At 46.5% G+C, this 19,943-nt stretch carries 13 protein-coding genes; 6 read left to right on the top strand and 7 right to left on the bottom strand.

The features are described 5' to 3' along the window. Positions 1-217: 217 nt before the first annotated feature. The 6 genes from Q4A14_RS06760 to Q4A14_RS06735 form a co-directional block, all read right to left on the bottom strand. Positions 218-3,040, bottom strand: coding sequence for a pitrilysin family protein (locus Q4A14_RS06760; protein ID WP_303170925.1), 2,823 nt, complete (start codon positions 3,038-3,040; stop codon positions 218-220). 166 nt (positions 3,041-3,206) lie between these two features. Continuing rightward, positions 3,207-4,523, bottom strand: coding sequence for a thioredoxin domain-containing protein (locus Q4A14_RS06755; protein WP_303170924.1), 1,317 nt, complete (start codon positions 4,521-4,523; stop codon positions 3,207-3,209). Between the two features lie 46 nt (positions 4,524-4,569). After that, positions 4,570-5,028, bottom strand: coding sequence for a hypothetical protein (locus tag Q4A14_RS06750; RefSeq protein WP_303170923.1), 459 nt, complete (start codon positions 5,026-5,028; stop codon positions 4,570-4,572). A 15-nt stretch (positions 5,029-5,043) separates the two neighbouring features. Further along, positions 5,044-5,676 (bottom strand): fasciclin, encoded by a 633-nt coding sequence (locus Q4A14_RS06745; protein WP_303170921.1) that lies wholly within the window; start codon positions 5,674-5,676, stop codon positions 5,044-5,046. Positions 5,677-5,700: 24 nt separating this feature from the next. Then, positions 5,701-7,242, bottom strand: a complete 1,542-nt coding sequence (locus Q4A14_RS06740) for a RagB/SusD family nutrient uptake outer membrane protein (protein WP_303170920.1) — start codon at positions 7,240-7,242, stop codon at positions 5,701-5,703. Positions 7,243-7,262: 20 nt separating this feature from the next. Continuing rightward, complete coding sequence (locus tag Q4A14_RS06735) at positions 7,263-10,754, bottom strand: SusC/RagA family TonB-linked outer membrane protein (protein ID WP_303170918.1); 3,492 nt, start codon at positions 10,752-10,754, stop codon at positions 7,263-7,265. An 866-nt stretch (positions 10,755-11,620) separates the two neighbouring features. Between Q4A14_RS06735 and Q4A14_RS06730 the strand changes: the two genes are divergently transcribed. The 6 genes from Q4A14_RS06730 to megL all read left to right on the top strand — a co-directional run bounded on the left by Q4A14_RS06730 (position 11,621) and on the right by megL (position 19,497). Continuing rightward, positions 11,621-12,478, top strand: a complete 858-nt coding sequence (locus Q4A14_RS06730; RefSeq protein ID WP_303170917.1) for a hypothetical protein — start codon at positions 11,621-11,623, stop codon at positions 12,476-12,478. Between the two features lie 308 nt (positions 12,479-12,786). Then, entirely contained in the window at positions 12,787-16,191 is a 3,405-nt protein-coding gene (gene ileS / locus Q4A14_RS06725) for an isoleucine--tRNA ligase (protein ID WP_303170916.1), read from the top strand. A gap of 58 nt (positions 16,192-16,249) precedes the next feature. After that, positions 16,250-16,630 carry a TraR/DksA C4-type zinc finger protein gene (locus tag Q4A14_RS06720; RefSeq protein WP_303170927.1) on the top strand — a complete coding sequence of 127 codons (381 nt, stop codon included), beginning with the start codon at positions 16,250-16,252 and terminating at the stop codon, positions 16,628-16,630. Between the two features lie 28 nt (positions 16,631-16,658). After that, entirely contained in the window at positions 16,659-17,327 is a 669-nt protein-coding gene (locus Q4A14_RS06715) for a lipoprotein signal peptidase (RefSeq protein ID WP_303170914.1), read from the top strand. Beyond that, positions 17,324-18,229: a DUF4296 domain-containing protein gene (locus tag Q4A14_RS06710; RefSeq protein WP_303170912.1), complete on the top strand. Its 906-nt coding sequence runs from the start codon at positions 17,324-17,326 to the stop codon at positions 18,227-18,229. The genes Q4A14_RS06715 and Q4A14_RS06710 overlap by 4 nt, the downstream gene beginning before the upstream one ends. 74 nt (positions 18,230-18,303) lie before the next feature. Continuing rightward, positions 18,304-19,497 (top strand): methionine gamma-lyase, encoded by a 1,194-nt coding sequence (gene megL, locus Q4A14_RS06705; RefSeq protein WP_303170910.1) that lies wholly within the window; start codon positions 18,304-18,306, stop codon positions 19,495-19,497. Between the two features lie 257 nt (positions 19,498-19,754). On the opposite strand, the gene Q4A14_RS06700 is transcribed toward megL, so the two are convergent. Further along, positions 19,755-19,943, bottom strand: a 189-nt coding sequence (locus Q4A14_RS06700) for a transposase (RefSeq protein WP_303170908.1), incomplete at its 5' end; no start/stop codon positions are given.

Here is a 19,943-nt window from a genome sequence, read left to right as displayed (position 1 = left end):
TGCCCCAGGGGAAAAAGGGAGAACTAACCTTACACACTTTTTCGGACACTACCGAAGTTACCTACCTTGTGATTGGAGGTTGTCTGCCTTTTTTCTCCCTTCCTTAACCCTCGGTAAGGAAAGCCACTACATGACATATACCTCAGAAAAAAAGGGGCTGTATCGGAAAAGACTCCGATGCAGCCCCTTTTGGGATTTTATTGGTAGATGATACTTATCAGAAAGTATGAGTCCTACCGTAAGATGGTTGTGCTATGGCTTTGACCACGATCTCACGCTTCTTGGCACCATCCATGAGCTTCTTTCCGGCATTGATGACATCGTTGCGGGTAACGTTCTCGACATGCTCAGGAGAGAAATCCGCCTTGAGGTCAGGGAGAACACCGTCCTCCACATAGCTATTGAGGATCACGAGCCAGAGGAGAGGATTTTCCGAAGGCTCTACGGCATTGCCACGGCTGTGGAGTACCATTGGGATGTGAGCATTCTTGAACTCATCTTCGGTGAAGTCGCCCTGTAGGACAGACTCAAAGATCTCATAGGCCTTCTTCTTGAGCTGATCGACCTTTGCTCTCTGAGTGCTGAACTTGATGCTGAGCGATGCCGAAGATCGAGGCTGATGTACATACGAAGACTTGACCCCGATGCTGTACACACCACCTTCTTTCTCTCTGAGTTCTTTGAAGAAGCGGTTTTGCAAGATGCTTTCGAGGACAGTCAAAGCATTGGCCTCTACACGTGTGAAGTCCTTAGCGTTTGAGAACGATATCTCGACCTCGCCCGAGTCGCCCTCAAGTTCTGTGTGGAACTCCCTGATGATCTCTTTCTCAGGAGAAGAGAAGTCCATATAACGATACTTTTCAGGCTGAGCAAGAGGTGCTCCCGGTAGCGATGCCACGTAGCGGGTGATGAGGTCTTTCACCTTGTCTTCCGCAATGTCTCCGATGACGCAGAATATGAAGTCTCCTGCATTGCCGAAGCGTGAGTCGAAGAGGCGCTTGAGGTCGGCATGCTTCATCTTGTCGAAGTACTCGATGCTCTCGTGAGGATTGTATGGAGACTCAGGATAGAGGACAGCCATGATAGAGTCCTGGACGGCAGTCATACCGACAGTACTCTTGGAGTTGAAGAGATACTTCTTGCGCTCGACATGCTTGTCAAACTCGGACTTATCGAAGTTTTGCTTTGTGATCAAAAGGTGGACGTACTTGAAGAAGTCTTCGCTGTTGGCTACGGCTGCGTTACCTCCAAGTCCTTCAGTATAGTCGGATAAAGATAGCGATAGTTCAAAATCCTTACTCTTCAGCCAGTTGTGCAGCTGATTTCGGTTGTACTTGTAGATACCGGATCTCATCACAAGGGCCTGCATAGCCGAGTAAGATGGTAGATCCTTAGGCTCGATGACAGAGCGCCCACCCCGGCTCGAAGCAACGAAGTAGAAACGGCCGGAGATCTCGGGAACATTTTTGTAAAGTACACGAGCACCGTTGGAGAGAGTCCACTCCTTGACATCGATGTCCTTGAGGTGCTTCTCAGAGACGATCTTGCCGGCAGGGATCTCGTAATCTATGATATCTCCGCTGATAGGGCCTGCTGTAGCCAACTTCATGGTAGGCGCAGCCTTGACCTTAGCCAATGCCTTTTGGAAGTCCTCAAGAGAAATATTCATATCCTCGGACTTGGACGAGTATGTGATGAATGCGAGATTTTTGTCCTTGGTCCAGGAGGCAACCCACTTATTGAAGTCCTCTACTTCAAGCTCTGCAAGGGTCTCCATAGTCTCCGAGAGGGACTCCGTCATGCTCTTAATGGGGGTATTGTAGAGGTAGTTTTGCTTGAAGGCGTCCATGAGATTGTCGGGAGCTTCAAGCCCACCCTGCTGAAGGATACCCTGTATATCATCATACATGGTACTCTTGATCTCATTGAACTCTTCCTCCGAAAAGCCATCACGACGGATCCACTCCCTTACACTGAGCATCTGCTCCAGAGCCTCTATCTCACGTCCGGCATATGGCACTACATCCCAGGCATTTTGGTAATACGAGCGCACCAAAGCGTCATAGCTCACAGTAGACATGAGGGATGCTTCGGCACCCTCATTGCGGATCAGGGCAAATCTCCGAGGCGCAAGCCTGTTATATATCTGTATGCAGACACTCTCTTTGGTATAGTCTCTCCCTTCTTCGTCAGCAGGCAGATGTACTCTCTGATACAGCCCGAACGAATTATTGTCATTCTCCTTGTCCACAAATCTGAAGTAAAGGGGAATATCGTTATCTGCGATGATAGTCTCCTTCCGGGGTGTAGGCTTCTTGGGAGCTTTGATGGATCCGAAGAGATGTTTAACCTTCGCTTCGTACTGATCAAGGTCGATATCCCCTATGACCATGATACTCTGAAGATCAGGACGATACCATTGCTTATAGAATGCTTTGAGATCTTTTGCAGAGAAACGCCGGATAAGTTCGATAGGGCCGATCACATTGCGCTCGGCGTACTTGGCGCCATTGTATATCACCGGGGCAATGGCATCTGTGAGTCTACGATCAACACCGCTGCGCTGTCTCCACTCCTCAGTGATAATGTTGCGCTCCTTCTCGACGTCCTTCGAAAGTATGGTGATACCGCTGCACCAGTCCTTGAGGACAAGCATGACAGAGTCCACAAGGAGCTTGTCAGAGATAGGGATGCCACTGATCTGGTATCTTGTCTCGTTGATCCCTGTCTTGGCATCGAAAGAGTTGAGCCCCCTTTCCAGGAAGAAACTCATCACTCCTCTCGGAAAGTGCTCCGTAGCATTGAATGCCATGTGTTCAAGGTAGTGAGCAAGACCTTGCTGTTTATCACCTTCGAGGATAGCTCCCACATTTTGATAGAGATAGAAGTTGACCTCATCAGGTGTATAGCTCGTCTTAGCGAGGTAGTAAGTAAGCCCATTGGGCAGGACTCCCTTACGTATCCATTTGGGCTGTGCGACGGCAGAGATTGAGCATAGCACAGTCACAAGGATAAATGAAATAATATTCAGTCGTCTCATATGATTTGTTTTGTTACTCAGATTAAGTAGAAAAGCGTCCTCCATGCCTGCCCTTATCCAAAATTCAGGCAGGCTCAAGAGGACACTTTACCGTAGACACAATACGCAGGGGATGTGCTTCATGACGAAGCAATCCACTCCGTAGTATCGTATGATGTGAGAGTTATTAGCGTTCAAGAAGTTCGATTTCTTGGAGCTTCATCCGGATAGCTCCATGAATCATTTGTTGAGCCATCATCATGTCTGCCATCTGAAGAGACTCAGCAAATGCCTGGTTGTAGTACTTTCGTGCCTCACCATACTGCTTCATGCTCTTATAAGAGTCACCGATCATAACCATGAAATTGACCCTGTCCATAACACTCTTTTCGGCATTGAGTGCGACCTGTACCCACTCTATTGCCTGTTTGTGGTGCTCAGATTTGAGTTTGTCTTCGGCAGCAGCATAGAGATCCTGAGCTGCACGACCGTAGTCCGCAGGAGTCGCAGCCTCTTTCAATCTGCCAAAATATTCTTTCATCAAGTTGATATAATCCTGAGGGTTACGGTTCTTGTAGAGGGTATACAATGCTTCGTAATAGATTTTGGACTTCTCATAAGGCGAAATGACCGAGCTGTCCAACACAGCATAGGCCTCCTTATAATCTGTCCTGACACGTTCAAGATAATCCTTGTAGCTTGTGCTCCCTTCCTTTGCCAAGCGACTCATCATTTCGTCGTTGCGCTCGATGATAAAGTATGCCGCAGCATCACCCACGACTTCTGACCACTTGGATAGATTGGTATTCATAAACTCTATCATATCGGCAAGACCATCCTCATCATCAGTCCCCAATGAGGTGATGATTATATAGTCTTGTGTATTGATCAGAGCAGGGCCCTTCTTGGCATCGATATAACCACGATACAACTTGCGCATACGCACAGCCCACTTGTTGGCATCTGTGCCCTCGAGAGAAGAGAGGAAGCTCGGAGTCTGGCGAAGGAGTTGTTGCTGAATATCAAGGTTATCTTTGTCCTTGCGGTGCATATTGTAGAGCTCTTCAAACCCAATAGCCTCACCCGAAGCCACCTTGGCCGCCTCTATCAAGGCATCGGCATCCATAGAGCCGGTAGTCACTGCCAATGGTGTACCATCAGCCTTGAAAAAGCCAAGCGTAGGGAAAGCCACGACCTTGTACTTCTCTGCGACAGCTTTGTTCTGTGGAGCCTCTGCGTCGAGCTTGAGGTTGATGAACTTTTCGTTGAAGTATTTACCCACCTTCTCTTGTGTAAAGACGGTATTAGCCATCCTCTTACAAGGACCGCACCACACAGCATAGAAGTCCACAAAGACGAGCTTATTTTCCTTCTTGGCAAGTTCCAAACCTTCTTCAAATGTACCATTGAAGAACTTGATGCCGGTCTCAGACTTTGGCTCTTGAGCTTGCACAACAAAGAGCGACAAAGCCATACCTACGATAAATAATAGCTTGTTTCTCATATCTCTTATTGGTATTTAGTTGTCATTCATTGTCAAAATGTACACATTATTCTTCAATGTTATCTCTCACAACAAACGTGATGATGTCTTTCAGAATATGTGAATGACCTTCGTTATATGCACGGAGGCTTAGTGTATAATTTCCATTGGGGATTATCTTGATCCCTTCTTGAAAAATCTTAACAACACCACCTTCGGCAGACACATGCCCGGCCTTGACAATTTCTTCAAACTTTGCAGCATCTCCGCCTTCACTCACCTTGACAGAGCTGAATTCATAGTTGATCGGATTGGTGCCCGAGATCCCTTGTATTTGTAGCGAGGTCCAAGGTGCTCCGTTCTTCGCACGAGGAGATTCCGGATCTATATTACGACTCACAAAGATGGAGTCAGGCGTAAACACTGCATCTTTCGTATTGAGGTACCCGACGGGGATCTTGTTGCATGAACTGAACAGTAGCACGAAAAGTGTAACTACCGCTGACAATGCATATATTCTCTTCATAGTCATGTCTATTTTTTAAATATCCTTTATTGTGAAACCGTTATAATCCAATGCGTGTATTACTCCACTGGTCGTCTGAATATTGGTGGAAACCACCCTAAACCTCTTCTGAGTTTCAGGAGCAACGATTTGGATGGTCTTTGGGCCGGACTTAGGCACTCCACCGAAAGGATCACGTATAGTATAGATCCAAATCTCCTTACCCGAGAGGGTAGTATACATCTTGCCTCCAGTTCCTATAAGTTCTTCAGGGTCTTTAGAAGGAGCTCCTTCGATAAAGTCATCAAGCAAGAAACGTCCCTTGATAACACACGACAAAACAATATCCCGGCACTCTTCGACGGGCATATCTTTCACTGTCGGAATGTCCTTATCCAACAAATACCTGCGGATACTGTGGTTTGTGATCCCCAGAAAAGTGATCTCCTTACCATGCTCACTTGTGCCATCAAAGACATTTTTCAATCCTGCGTGATTGATCATCACCATTACGGAGTCCCAGTCATACGGATTCGTCTTGAAATAATCCCACATGACCATATCATGATTGCCATCAGCTACTCCCGTATCTATGATATCAAACTTTGTGCATGACACAGAAAAAGCCGTCAGAATCAAAGTTACAACATATATCGATATATTTTTCATATCAAATCAATCTTCTAAATAAAGTTATGACACATACATATTCCAATAAATACTTTGGATAATAAGCGTATTGGTGATCTGTCCCGATTTATCCTGATATGCCGAAATTGGGATAGGCAAAAATAGCGCACCATTCTTCATATCCGTAGGAGTAAGCGTCTTGAACTTACCTTCAAGTTTTGTGGAAATATAGTTGTTACGGACAATATCAAAGTATCTGTGGTTACTCTCTCCGATGAGTTCACGCTCACGCTCGTTGAATATCGCAGCCTTGAGATCTTTATCATGAGGTGCAGGATATGGTTTAGCTCCGGCACGAACCCTGATCATATTCAAGTCTTTTTCAGCCTCTGCATTCCGACCCAACTTAGCCAAGCACTCTGCTCGGAGAAGAATAAGATCCGCCAACCGCCAATAGTTATAGTTTGCATTCAAAGATCTGAAATATCCCCCGTTTGGATCAAATTGGTCAACAACATAAACACCTTCACGATATTTATGTAGCAAAGCATACTCCTTATCATCTACCTCATGCTTGTCTTCCCATTTATAGAAGAACGCCTGACGTCTTTGATCCTCTTCATCGGGATACAGAGTCTCCGCAGTGGACTTATACAATCTAAAATTTGTCGAAGTCTCAATTTCACCAAGCACTTTAAACTTATCTATCGGCCACCCCACATACCCGGTGTATGGAGAGGGAGAAACAGAGTATTCAGACTGGAATCTGTCAAATGCAAAAAGGAATATGTCCTCGGAATTTACTTGTGTAGGATTAGAAATAGCCTTGCATAGCTCCTCCACCGATGACAACAAAGTATAGTTTCCGGCACTACCGTCCATAAGTTTCGATGCATACTCAATAGATTTTTGGTATGCAGTCTGAGCATCACCATCCAGATTCAACAGTTCTATCAAAGAGCCCTTCCAAGCATAAGCATGAGCCAACAGCGCAGCACAAGAACCTTTAGAAGCAAATTGCTTATTAGGGACAGGAGCTCCACTTATCGTACTGAGCTCCGAGTGTACAGGCAAGATATTGTATCCTTCCTCTGCCGCAGCTATCGAAGCGTCTATGACCTGAATAATCGAACTAAGAGGATATGCCGTAAGCCTCTTCGAGTCCTCAGTCACAACTGCAGTACCAAAGTGTTGAGAAAGGGAAAAATAACAAAATCCTTTGGCAAATAGGGCTTGTCCTCTGTGGTAGTTCCTTCTCTCATCCGAAATCCCCTCTGTCCTATAGATATTATCCAACAATAGATTTGCAGTATATATTGCATCATAGTGGGGCTTCCAATTCACATTTCTACGCGTCACCGCTATGGGACTCCACTCTCTAAAGTCTTTGCCTTCAGTAATCTCATCAGCAAGAGTGCCTACGTCATATGCTGTCGAAAGCTCAGGTAGCTTAGACAGGTGCAAATGAATATTTGTTGTTGTAGTATTGAGATCCCTTTCTGTCAGAAAAGCATTGGTATATGTCAAGGCATTTTCGGGGATCACATCCAAGCTGCATGAAGACAAAAGCGATGTAATGACAATCGGTATATATAATCTTTTCATATATCTATCTTCTACTATGTTTAGAATTTAAGTGTCATCCCTACTGTTATTTTTCTATTGAGGGGATAGCTCTTTCCATCATCCTTGCCACTATAAGGATCGATGATTTCTGGGTCTATGCCGGAGTAATTTGACAGGAGGAGCAAGTTTTCCCCGGACAAATACACTCGTGCATCCTTAAATCCGAATTTTTGGACGAAAGGCTTAGGCATAGCATATGACAGGACAAGTTGTTTGAGACGGACAAAGCTGACATTTTCAATATTGGATGCAATATCCCCATCAAACTGTCCGATATAACCACTGTCCGAAAACTCAAGAGACGGATAATCTGCACGATCCCCTTTTTGCTCCCAGAAAATATATCTTGAAGGATCATCCATAAGCGTACCAAAGCCTTTGTCAAAGTTGAATGCCGCGGCCTTGACCATGTTCATGACCTTTCTTGATAGAGAATAGTTAAAAAGGACACTCAACGTAAAGCCTTTCCATGAGAAGGTGTTGGTAATCCCCCCATAAGCAAGGGGTATGGTACTTCCGGCATAGAATATATCTTTGGCATTTATACGTCCATCTCCATTTTGATCCTTGATCTTACGACCACCTACTCTGAGGGGATGATTTTCGTCCGGAATCAGCAAAGGACGACGATTCCCCTGTTGATCGTAGTATTGTGGGATTTCTGATTCATCTTGTACGATACCTTCATCCTTGTACGTATAAATTCCGTGTATAGGGCGTCCCAGCACCTTGTCCGCCAGGTCGATATTGCCATAAGATTCTCTGAACATATTCCAGTTGCGAGAGATGTTGAAGTCTACAGTCCAATTGAAGGGCTTGTCTCTGAATATATCTCCACGAACTTCAAGCTCAATTCCCTCATTGGATATTGCCGAAGAGTTATCCCATTTTTCATCCAAAAGATACACATCCCCAGGCACCGGCACCTGCATAAGGAGAGCACTCGAATACTTATAGTAGTAATCGAGCTTGACCTTCAGTCGGTAGTTGAGCAAGTCAAGGTCGAGACCGAAGTCATACTGGTCACTCTTTTCCCAAGTGAGTCTACTATTTGCCAACGTCCCAGGCTGCAAGCCCACTTCTCCGAAGAAAGTATTGTGCTCCTGCATAATACCATGTGCAAGATAAGCACTCTGGAACTTCTGTCCGGATCTACCCCAAGAGGCTCTCAGCTTACCGAAACTCAACCACCAGAAATCCTTCATGAACGGCTCATAGCTGAAAGCCCATCCAAGAGCGGCAGCAGGAAATATCCCCCATCTGACATCGCTACCAAAGACAGACGAACCATCCGAACGCAGAGAGAGATCCAGCAAATATTTCTTCTTATAGTTATAAGACATACGTCCCAAGTAACTCATCATCTTTTGCTCCTCAAAGTCTGTTGTCACTTTTTGAAGAGCCTCAAAGTTTCCGGCTTCATCGATCCTTGACTGTGGCCATCCATCACCGATATAATAGATCCTGTTGGTAGGACCACCGTATGCAGAGCCGGAAAACTTCTCGAGCATCTCGGCATTAAAGGTGACACCTCCGAGGATATCAAAGTGATGGGTATCTCTGATATTGAGATTGTAGTTCAGGATGTTTTCATTCTGAATAGAAGTCATTCCGATCACACGCGCTTGAGAGCTTGTCAGACCATTTGCGTTCAGATAGTTTGGGGTGAACACATTGGAGCGAGTCAAGTAGTGGTTTACAGCTGCAGAAGAGCTTAATGTAAGTCCTCTGAGTATTTTGTATTGCCCTCCGATATTGAGGCGGACATTATAGTTTGCGTTCTTCTCTATCACATCACGAAGTTGGCGTACCGCAATCTCCTCGGCAATAGATCCTTTTCCGGGAAACAAGGTCGATGTCTGCTTAGGGTCTATCGTGAGCCCTTGAGCACGCCCTTGGTCTCCTCCTGCTTTCTTCATGTACGCAAGGTTTACACGAGCAAAAGCCTCGATCTTAGGTGTTAGTTTGACATCTATGTTGGAGCCGAAGGTCGCACGGCTGAACTTCGAATTGAGCATGATACCGGTCTCATCATAAAATCCGGCATTGAGCATATAGCGTAGATTTTCCGTTCCTCCCAGAGCCGTAAGGTCAGCCTTTGTCACCTTACCTACTTGGAACGCATAGTCGTACCAGTTGGTTCTATTGTTGTAGAAAGTGTTGAGAGAGTCTTGTGCAATCAGAGGTAGGCGATAGTCCTCGTTCAAAAGCGCGCCGTTGCGCCACAAGTAATCGTAATAGCCACCAAAGTTGGGATTAGGATCCCAACCATAGCTGTCGTTATGATTTTGAGGCACAGTGATGAGCTCAGTATCCCAGTCGTAGTTCGCCGTTCTGCTCCTTTTAGCCTGCAATAGACGGAAGTCTCTTTCGCCCTTACCTATCACCTGAAGAGGAGTCACGGGAAGCCATGAGTAAGACTGAGAGACATTGACATTGAACTCATTTTTTCCCACCTTTCCTTTCTTTGTGGTAATGAGGATAACCCCGTTACCGGCACGTGAGCCATAGAGAATGGCAGAAGCAGCATCTTTCAACACCTCAACCGACTCGATCGTAGTAGGGTCCAAACTTGCCAGGGGGTTGATTCCTGCTGTTTCGGACGAAGCATCGGAGCGTACAGGCACCCCATCGATGACAAAGAGAGGAGAGCCATTGTTCACACCTTGGACGTTAAGTGAGCTGTGTCCACGAATGACGATATTAGTACCTCCACCACCGGGAGAGCCGGAGAGGTTGCTGACCTCGACCCCGGACATCTGGCCTTGAAGCAAGGTTTCGATCGAAGGCGTCGGGACATCCTGGAGCTTTTCGCCCTTGACTGAGGATATCGATCCCACAATTTCTCTCGTGTTACGCTCACCATAGGCGATTACCGAGACCTCACCGAGGGTATTGACAGACTCCTTCATCACGATCTTGAGGGGAGTGCCGACCGAGTACTTCACGGTCTGAGCCTCAAATCCCACACTGGTGATGATGAGCTCACCTTTATCGGCAGTGACAGGTAGCTTGAAAACCCCATCTATGTTGGATCTACATCCCTGTTTTGTACCTTTGAGCTGGATCGTCACATAGGGGAGAGGATCTCCATTGACCTCTTTGATGACTCCGGACACCTCTTTTGTTGCCTTTCCCACGGCAGGTTGCCCGCTTTGGAGTCTGTAGACGGTGATCTTCTTTCCCTCTACCTTGTAGGTGAAAGGAGAGCCGGCAAGTATCTCCTGTACGGCTTTGACAGGAGCGACATTGTCGAAAGACACAGTCACAGTCTTAGGATATGACTTCACATCATTATCGTACATAATGGTGTGATCCGTCTGCGCTGAGATAAAATCCAGAATGGATGCGAGATCTTTCTCCTTGAAAGAGACGGACACGACCCTCTTCTTTACTTGTGCACGTACCTCATTGGGTAGAGCATAGCCCATCGCAAGGGTCAAGAAAACCCAAATAAGCGATCGTCCAACATTCACGAATACTCTGTTCATATATGAAATCGTCTCCCTTTTACTCTGTAAATAAAGTTTTCAATCAATCTGTTCATTACAGTTCTTCCAGGCAGTAAGGGAGAGCACAATGACCCACCTGAAAGACCTTGAAATTTTTACCGGGTACTCTTTCGGTGCTCCGAAGATACGCAAATCCAAGCATCTTACCAAGACCGGTTTTCAAAAAACACACTGAAAGCCAAACATTTAACAGATTTTCCACTACTTTCAAAATAGATAAAAGTCAGCGACTTCAACTATAAAAAACCAAAAGTAAGAATGAACAAACCCAAAAATAACCACATTCCACAAATACACCATGTAGACATATCAAATAGTACATGTTCTGAAAATAAAAGTCGAAAACCGCATTTTTGGAATATTTATCTAAATTCTTGTTGTTGCCGCGAACATTCAAAAGAGAATTTCACAATTAAGAAGAAAAGCATTGCAAAGAAAACAATCAGAGGGTAAAAACATCCCTCCAAACACCTCTCACTCCAAAAGACACCCAAAGCCACAAGAAATGAGAGATATATCTCCTTCATCAACCAACCTCAAAAAATAAGATATAGAACTGTCCAAAAAAGGTTGTCTAACTTGATGTGTCAAGGTAGGCATCTTGATTCATCAAGTTAGACAACCTTTTTTGGACAGTCAGACTCGAGAAAAAATTCACCCTAATTAATGATTCAAACAACAGCTTATATATGAGCTGTAAAACGGTGAAAAATATAGACATGACAAAAACGCTTACTCCAATAGACATTTATACAAAAAAATCAACTCCTTTCATTATATTCGCTTTTGTAAGATATCTCATACCGACAAAAGCACTTATAATTCAAAAACCATAGAGATCTATCATGAGACATCTCGCAGTCATATTGGCGATATTTATGATCATACCTCTCATAGAAGCGAGGGGACAAAAATCAAAAACGCAGGATCCCATCAAGATATCTATATCTTTAAAAGGGGATCTTACGGCTTCCCATGAAGAATGGGCCAAGACATCCGACTCTACCTTTGTGTATGAAATGGCAGAAGGGCTGACGGTGTATTTCCGCACCGAGAAAATCAAAAAAGAGCCCTCTCTGCATGAAAATCTGAACGTAATCAGGCTCGAAAAGTTGGTCGCGCTCAAGGACTTCTCAGAGCTTGTGACATACAAAGATGTACACAAAAAGTTCCCGACACTCTTACTTGAGATAGAAAACAGAAAAAAAGAGGCAGGCAACCTATATAAGGTCACAGACCGGAGCATAAGGCGCACAAAGAAACCGCATCCCCCTGTTTATATCCTTGTAAATACTCCTCCCATAAAAAGGGAGGCATATACCGAACAATGGAAACTTGAAAAAGAGGCATCAGGAGAGGAATATGGATTCGTTTTTGAAATGAATATACCAAAAGAGGACAGGGAAACTATAATTTTCAACTTCGACAGAAGACCTCATTCGACGATCACGATAAGCAAAGAGCAATACGAAGGGTATAAACTCACCCACCCTCACGAGCTGTGGAAGGTTATCAGAACCAAATGCAATAAATTTAATATACGTGCTTCATACTACTACCCTGAGATTTACCTCATAGAGCGTCGTGACGACAAGTTCTATCTTTCAGATGTAGAAGACTGGGACATCCTATGTTTCCCACCTATTCCACCTGAGGCGACGAAGCATATCTGCCCCCTCTTTGAGACCGATTCAATCCAATGAATATTTGATTTTTCGGAATCAAGCTGCCAAGCCCATGCCATAGCTTTATCTACGGCGTGGGCTTGCTCTTTGTTGATCCTTGATAGAATGACACAACCCACACCGAACACCTGTAAAGGATATTGAGAGATAAGGCCTTTGAGATTAAACCATATCCTGCACATAACCTGACAAAGTGGCAAAGAGATGATGTGGGCTTAAATAATAATAATTAGTGGAAAAGTTGTATTTTTGCGGAAAGCCTGAAATAGGGAAAATTTCGACACATTTTGGGCAGCGCGAAATAATCATAATCCACTCATACCAAGATGGCAGATAAGTACAAAGAATACAACCACTTGAACCTCTCGGAAATCAACAAGGAAATGTTGAAAATCTGGGAGGAGGAACAAGTCTTCGGACAGTCACTCAAGATACGTGAAGATGCTCCTAAGTTTATATTTTACGAAGGACCACCTTCGGCAAACGGTATGCCGGGTATTCATCACGTGATTGCTCGTACTCTGAAGGATATATTCTGCCGTTACAAGACGATGAAGGGATTCATGGTCGATCGCAAGGCGGGCTGGGACACTCATGGTCTGCCGGTAGAGCTCGGTGTGGAGAAAAAACTCGGTATCACCAAGGCAGATATCGGTACCAAGATCACAGTGGCAGAGTACAATGCCGCGTGCAAAGAGGAGGTCATGAAGTACACCAACGAGTGGCAGAGCCTCACCAACAAGATGGGATACTGGGTAGACATGGATCACCCATATATCACTTATGACAACAGATACATAGAGACCTTGTGGTATCTCCTCAAACAACTTTACAAAAAGGGGCTTCTCTACAAGGGATATACGATACAACCCTACTCGCCTGCGGCAGGAACGGGGCTTAGTTCGCACGAGTTGAACCAACCGGGATGCTATCGCGATGTCAAGGACACTACATGTACTGCACAGTTTGAAGTCGTAGAGCCCAAAGAGGAAATGAAGGGACACGGAGATGTGTTCTTCCTTGCATGGACAACAACGCCTTGGACTCTTCCATCCAACACCGCGCTCTGCGTAGGCCCAAACATCACTTACGTCGCTGTACGTACATTCAACCCATACACCAACCTCCCGATGACTGCGGTCATGGCTAAGGACCTCATGCCTACTTACTTCCCGGCAGCTGGAGCGGAAGTGCCTCTCTCGGCATACAAGGCAGGAGACAAAGTACTCCCCTACGAAATAGTTGCGGAGTACAAGGGTAGCGACCTCGTGGGCATGGCTTACAGACAGCTCATCCCTTGGGTCAATCCGGGCGAAGGCGCATTCAGAGTCATCTCGGGAGACTTCGTGACGACAGAAGATGGTACGGGTATCGTGCACATCGCGCCTACCTTCGGTGCTGATGACGACAAGGTGGCAAAGGCCAACGGTGTACCTCCGCTCATGATGAAAGATCGTGATGGTAAGGATCGTCCGATGGTAGACCTGTCAGGTAAGTACTACAAGATCGAAGATCTCGATGAAGAGTGGGCTCACAAGTATGTGGATATCCCTCTATATGATATATATGCAGGGCGCTATGTCAAGAATGCCTATGATGAGACCCTCACCGAGGCTGATCCTACCCTTGATGTAGACCTATGCGTGATGCTGAAGCAGCAAAATCAAGTCTTCCGCATAGAAAAACATGTACACAACTACCCACATTGTTGGCGTACAGACAAGCCTATCCTCTACTATCCGCTCGACAGCTGGTTCATCCGTTCGACTGCGGTGCGTGAGCGCATGATGGAACTCAACGAGACCATCTGTTGGAAACCTCAGTCTACGGGGACAGGTAGATTTGGCAAGTGGCTTGAAAACCTACAAGACTGGAACCTCTCCCGCTCTCGCTATTGGGGAACGCCTTTGCCTATATGGCGCACCGAGGACGGTAGCGAAGAGATATGTATAGGATCCATCAAGGAACTCTATGCGGAGATAGAGAAGTCTATCAAGGCGGGAGTGATGACAGGAAATCCGTTCAAGGGATTTGTCGTGGGAGAATACACGGACAAAAACTATGATCGTATAGATCTCCACCGCCCTTATGTGGATGAGATCGTCCTCGTAAGCCCTTCGGGCAAGCCTATGAATCGTGAGACAGACCTCATCGACGTGTGGTTTGACTCGGGAGCGATGCCTTATGCTCAGGTACACTATCCGTTTGAGCACGGAGCAGATATAGAGACGGGTAAGATGTTCCCTGCGGACTTCATCGCCGAGGGGGTAGACCAGACTCGTGGTTGGTTCTTTACCCTCCACGCTCTCGGCACCATGCTCTTCGATAGCGTGGCGTTCCGCACAGTGATCTCCAATGGCCTCGTACTCGACAAGAATGGCAACAAGATGTCAAAGCGTCTCGGCAATGGCGTCGATCCGTTTGAGACGATAGAGAAAAATGGCTCTGACCCTCTACGTTGGTACATGATCACCAATGCCTCTCCTTGGGACAACCTCAAGTTTGACCCCGACGGAGTGGAGGAAGTACAGAGGAAGTTCTTCGGCACACTGTACAACACTTACTCTTTCTTTGCTCTCTATGCGAATATCGATGGGTTTGATCACTCGGTGCCTATGTTGGACAACGCAGATCGTCCGGAGCTCGACAGATGGATACTCTCGATGCTCAACAGCCTCATCAAGGAGGTGGACAAGGATCTCAATGACTACGAGCCTACTCGTGCGGCAAGAGCGATATCGGACTTTGTCAACGACCACTTGAGTAACTGGTACGTGCGTCTGAGCCGTAAGAGATTTTGGGGTGGAGGTATGAGCGAAGACAAGTTGTCGGCTTATCAGACACTACACACCTGCCTCACCGTGGTATCTCGCCTGATCGCACCATTCGCACCGTTCTATGCGGATCATCTGTACAGAGACCTTTCTCGCATGGATGAGAGATATGACAGTTCGGTACACTTGGCAGACTTCCCTGTCTGTGATGAAAGTGTCATAGACAAGAAGCTCGAAGAGGAAATGCGCTATGCACAGACCATATCTTCGATGATCCTTGCCCTTCGCCGAAAGGTGAACATCAAGGTGCGCCAACCTCTGACAAAGATACTTGTGCTCACATCGGATGCCCACCAGATGAAGGCCATCGACAACGTAAAAGAGATCATCATCAATGAGGTGAACATAAAACAGCTTATCTTTGCAGATAATGCTTCGGGCATCGTCGTGAAGCGTATCAAACCAAACTTCAAGGCTTTGGGTCCAAAGTTTGGCAAGACAATGAAGAGCGTGGCTGCATATCTTACAGAGTTGCCACAGGAGGATATCCTGGCATTTGAGCGTAACGGCTCGATGACTTATGAAGGTCAGGAGATCAATATCGCCGATGTGGAAATCATCTCGGAAGATATACCGGGCTGGCTCGTACAGAACGAAGGTGCGCTCACAGTGGCTCTCGACGTGACAATCACGGATGAACTCCGCAATGAGGGACTTGCTCGCGAACTCGTAAACAGGATACAAAATATCCGAAAGTCCAAGAACTTCAACGTATCGGACAAGGTACGAGTACAGATACTCTCTCATGCTGAGATCAATCCTGCAGTGAAAGACTTTGAAGACTACATCTCTACTCAGGTGCAAGCCGTAGAGATGGCTGTAGTACAAAATATCAATGATGCCGAAATCCTCGATATGGACGGCATGGAAGTAAAAGTAAAGGTGGAGAAGGCTTAACAGCCCTCCACCAACTACAAAAAACAAGCAGAATAATAATCAAACAACAAATATGACTATCATGGAAAAGAACAGGTACACAGATGAGGAACTTGAAGAGTTCAAGGAGATTATCTTAAAGAAGCTCGAAAAAGCAATGAGCGACTACGATCTTCTCAGAGCTTCAATAGACAACTCTGACAGCAATGATGTGTCGGATACTTCGCCTACATTCAAGACCCTTAATGAGAGTGCCAACCTCCTCTCCAAGCAGGAGTCAAGCCTCTTGGCTGAGCGTCAGCAAAAATTCATCAAGAACCTACAGGCTGCTCTCGTACGAATCGAGAACAAAACCTATGGGATCTGTCGTGAAACAGGGAAACTCATACCAAAAGAGCGTCTCCGTGCAGTACCTCACGCCACACTTAGTATAGAAGCAAAAGAGGGAGGAGCACGCTAAACCTCCCTCTATACCCCATAAACAAAATATGAATCAAACATCCACCGTCCGTCGGAGAAGTATCCTCACAGTCGCATTTATCGTCCTCCTACTACTTATAGATCAGATCATCAAGTATAAGGTGAAGACGACTATGATGCTTGGGGAGAGCATAAGAGTGACCGACTGGTTTTACATCCACTTTACCGAAAATCCGGGAATGGCCTTTGGCTGGGAAGTCTTCAACAAAGCCTTCCTATCGGTGTTTCGCATCATTGCCTCGGGCTTTATCTTATGGATGATAGCCAGGATATGCAAGATGAAAGAGTACAGTATAGGCTTTCTTTTCTGCATTTCGGCAATCTTTGCCGGAGCGGTAGGCAATATCATCGACTCCATCTTTTACGGAGTGATCTTTGATCATAGCGTTGGTCAGGTTGCGACACTTTTCCCCGAGTCCGGAGGCTATGCAGGCTGGCTCCATGGCAAGGTGGTGGATATGTTTTATTTCCCGCTTATCGAGGGTCAATTTCCTGAGTGGGTACCTATATGGGGAGGAGACCACTTTGTCTTTTTTCGCCCTATCTTCAACTTTGCAGACGCTTGTATATCGGTAGGAGTTGTGGCACTTTTCCTCTTCTACCACAAGTCTTTTGCCCATCTCCTTGGTGAAAAGAAAACAACAAAGGACGAAGAAAACGTAATGCCTGACGAATGATGCGGAACCCCTTAGTCTTCATAGTTCTTGTACTTGTGCTCACCATCGGAGGGTGTCAGTTGAGGCCTTCCAACGTGCTCTCTCGCAGCAAGATGGTCAAGGTCACGAGATCGGTGCTCCTTGTCGATGCCTATCTGAACAACAACTATCTAAGCGACTCCGCATCGAGGCTTCTCTATGAGAGCGTTTTTGCAGAGTACAACATCACCCGTGAAGACTATGACTCCTCGCTCATCTGGTATGGAAAAAACACAGAGAAATTTGCCTCCGTCTACGAGGAGATAGAGCGCAACCTGAAAGAAGACATCCATAGGCTCGACTCTATCTATAACGACTCAGTCCGGGAGACACGCGTCCGCTACACTCCGGCTGCCGACTTGTGGGAAGAGAATAAACACCGTATCCTCATCTCGGGCAGCGACTATTACTTCACCATCAGCAGACTGCTCTACGAACCCGACAGCATAGCGGGCAAAGACACCATACGCTGGCAGATGGCATTCCTCCCACAGCTCTACAAAGGAGAGACAATCATCCTCTCCATGTACATCAAAGACGGAGCTAAGAAAAACATCTTCTACAAGGCAGCCGACACGATTACAAGAGCACGTCAGCACCACCTCTACGAAATCATTCTTCCCGACACTCTTCCATCGGCTTACTCGATGGATTTCCGCTTGTCTTATTTCAGAAATGACAGCGTCAGACGCACGTTACCGCTACTCATAGACAAGATCACTCTGAAGAGGCTCCAATATGTCACACCGGTGGCCGAAGAGCCCAAAGACTCGATTCCTAACGACACCCCCACGGACTCTATCGAGACTCCCATCCCCACAGACTCCCTATCCACAGCGGACGAAGGGATGACATTGGAGACTCCTACCGACTCTATCTCCTGAAGAGAACAGACGTCCCAAGGGTGCAACCGGATTTCTCTCTGACATACCATTATCACAATAAAATCTAAAGAATTATGACACGAAAGAACTCAAAGCCGGGCTTAGACACCCTTGCTATTCACGGCGCCTCTCATGAGAAAAATCCTTTCGGGGCACTCGCTTCACCCATCTATCAGACCTCTACGTTTGTCTTTGACAGTGCCGAACAAGGAGGAGCACGCTTCGCTCTCGAAGAGCCGGGTTACATCTACTCCCGCCTTGGTAATCCCACTTGTACCAAACTCGAAGAAAAAGTAGCTCTTCTCGAAGGAGCCGAAGCTGCCATTTCCTGTGCATCAGGCATCGGAGCCATCACCTCGGCGATCTGGGTACTCGTAGAGCGAGGTGACCATATCGTAGCTCATAAGACCCTCTACGGTTGTACTTACGCTTACTTCAGCCACGGGCTATCCCGCTACGGTATTACTGTGGACTTCGTCGATATGACCAAGCCCGAAGAAGTAGCCAAAGCTATGCGTCCCAACACCAAGATTGTCTACTTCGAAAGCCCCTCCAATCCCAATATGGAGATGATCGACATTGAGGTCGTCGCAGAGATTGCTCACCGTCAAGAGGGCGTTACTGTCATGATGGACAACACCTACTGTACCCCATACCTCTGTCGTCCACTCGAGCACGGAGCCGATGTTGTCGTTCACTCCGCAACCAAGTACCTCAATGGGCACGGAGACGTCATCGCGGGCTTTGTCGTGGGTTCGTCCGAATACATCACACAAGTGCGCCTCGTAGGGGTCAAGGACCTCACGGGAGCTTCCCTCAGTCCATTTGACGCCTACCTCATCGAAAGAGGCCTCAAGACCCTTGCCATCCGTATGGAAAAGCATTGTGCCAATGCCATCGAGGTCGCGAAGTTCCTCGAGTCTCATCCGAGAGTCAAGAGCATCAGCTATCCGGGGCTTGACTCCTTCCCTTACAGAGATTTGGCTAAGAAGTACATGAAGCTCCCCGGCGGCATGATATGTTTCGAACTCGAAGGAGGCATCGAAGCCGGTAAAAAGCTCATCAATAGCTGCAAGCTCTGCACTGTCGCCGTCAGTCTCGGTGACGCGGAGTCTCTCATCCAGCACCCTGCGAGCATGACACACTCTCCATATACTCCCGAAGAGCGTGCCGCAGCAGGCATCACCGATGGCATGATACGCCTTTCTGTCGGTCTTGAATGTCCCGAAGACATCATCGAAGACCTTCGTCAGGCTCTCGATCAATAAACACAAACACAGTCCTATAAAAAAGAAGGTGTGTCGGACTTTTGATGTCCGACACGCCTTCTTCTTTTTTTGCAGCACCTCATCACTGAAAAACATACAGAAGCCCTCTCCCATTCAAACTCCCATAAGCCGGCCAGCCCCAACTTCAGGTCCTTTAGCGGTAGTGTCCCAAAAAGTGTGTAAGGTTAGTTGTTCCTTTTATTCCCGGGGTAACCCCGGGGGTAAAAAACTTTGAGTTTTTCGGGTTATTACTCATTCTATTTGATACTCCGGTCTTGGAAATAGGGCAATCTCCTTGCGTAAGTCCTTTCGGTCATCTCTCGGGCAACAGATCCCAAGAGAAAGACGACGGCATCAGCCGAGGGAAGAGCCCCATGCATTCGCAACGTGTGCTTATAACTCCGATTGAGACGCTCCACCCGATTCGTCGAGTAAATCATACGACG

The sequence above is a fragment of the Porphyromonas sp. genome (assembly GCF_030529325.1).
In the GTDB taxonomy this organism is placed as follows: domain Bacteria; phylum Bacteroidota; class Bacteroidia; order Bacteroidales; family Porphyromonadaceae; genus Porphyromonas_A.
The sequence above is the reverse complement of the archived record's forward strand: the minus strand, read 5'-3'. Positions and strand labels throughout refer to the sequence as shown.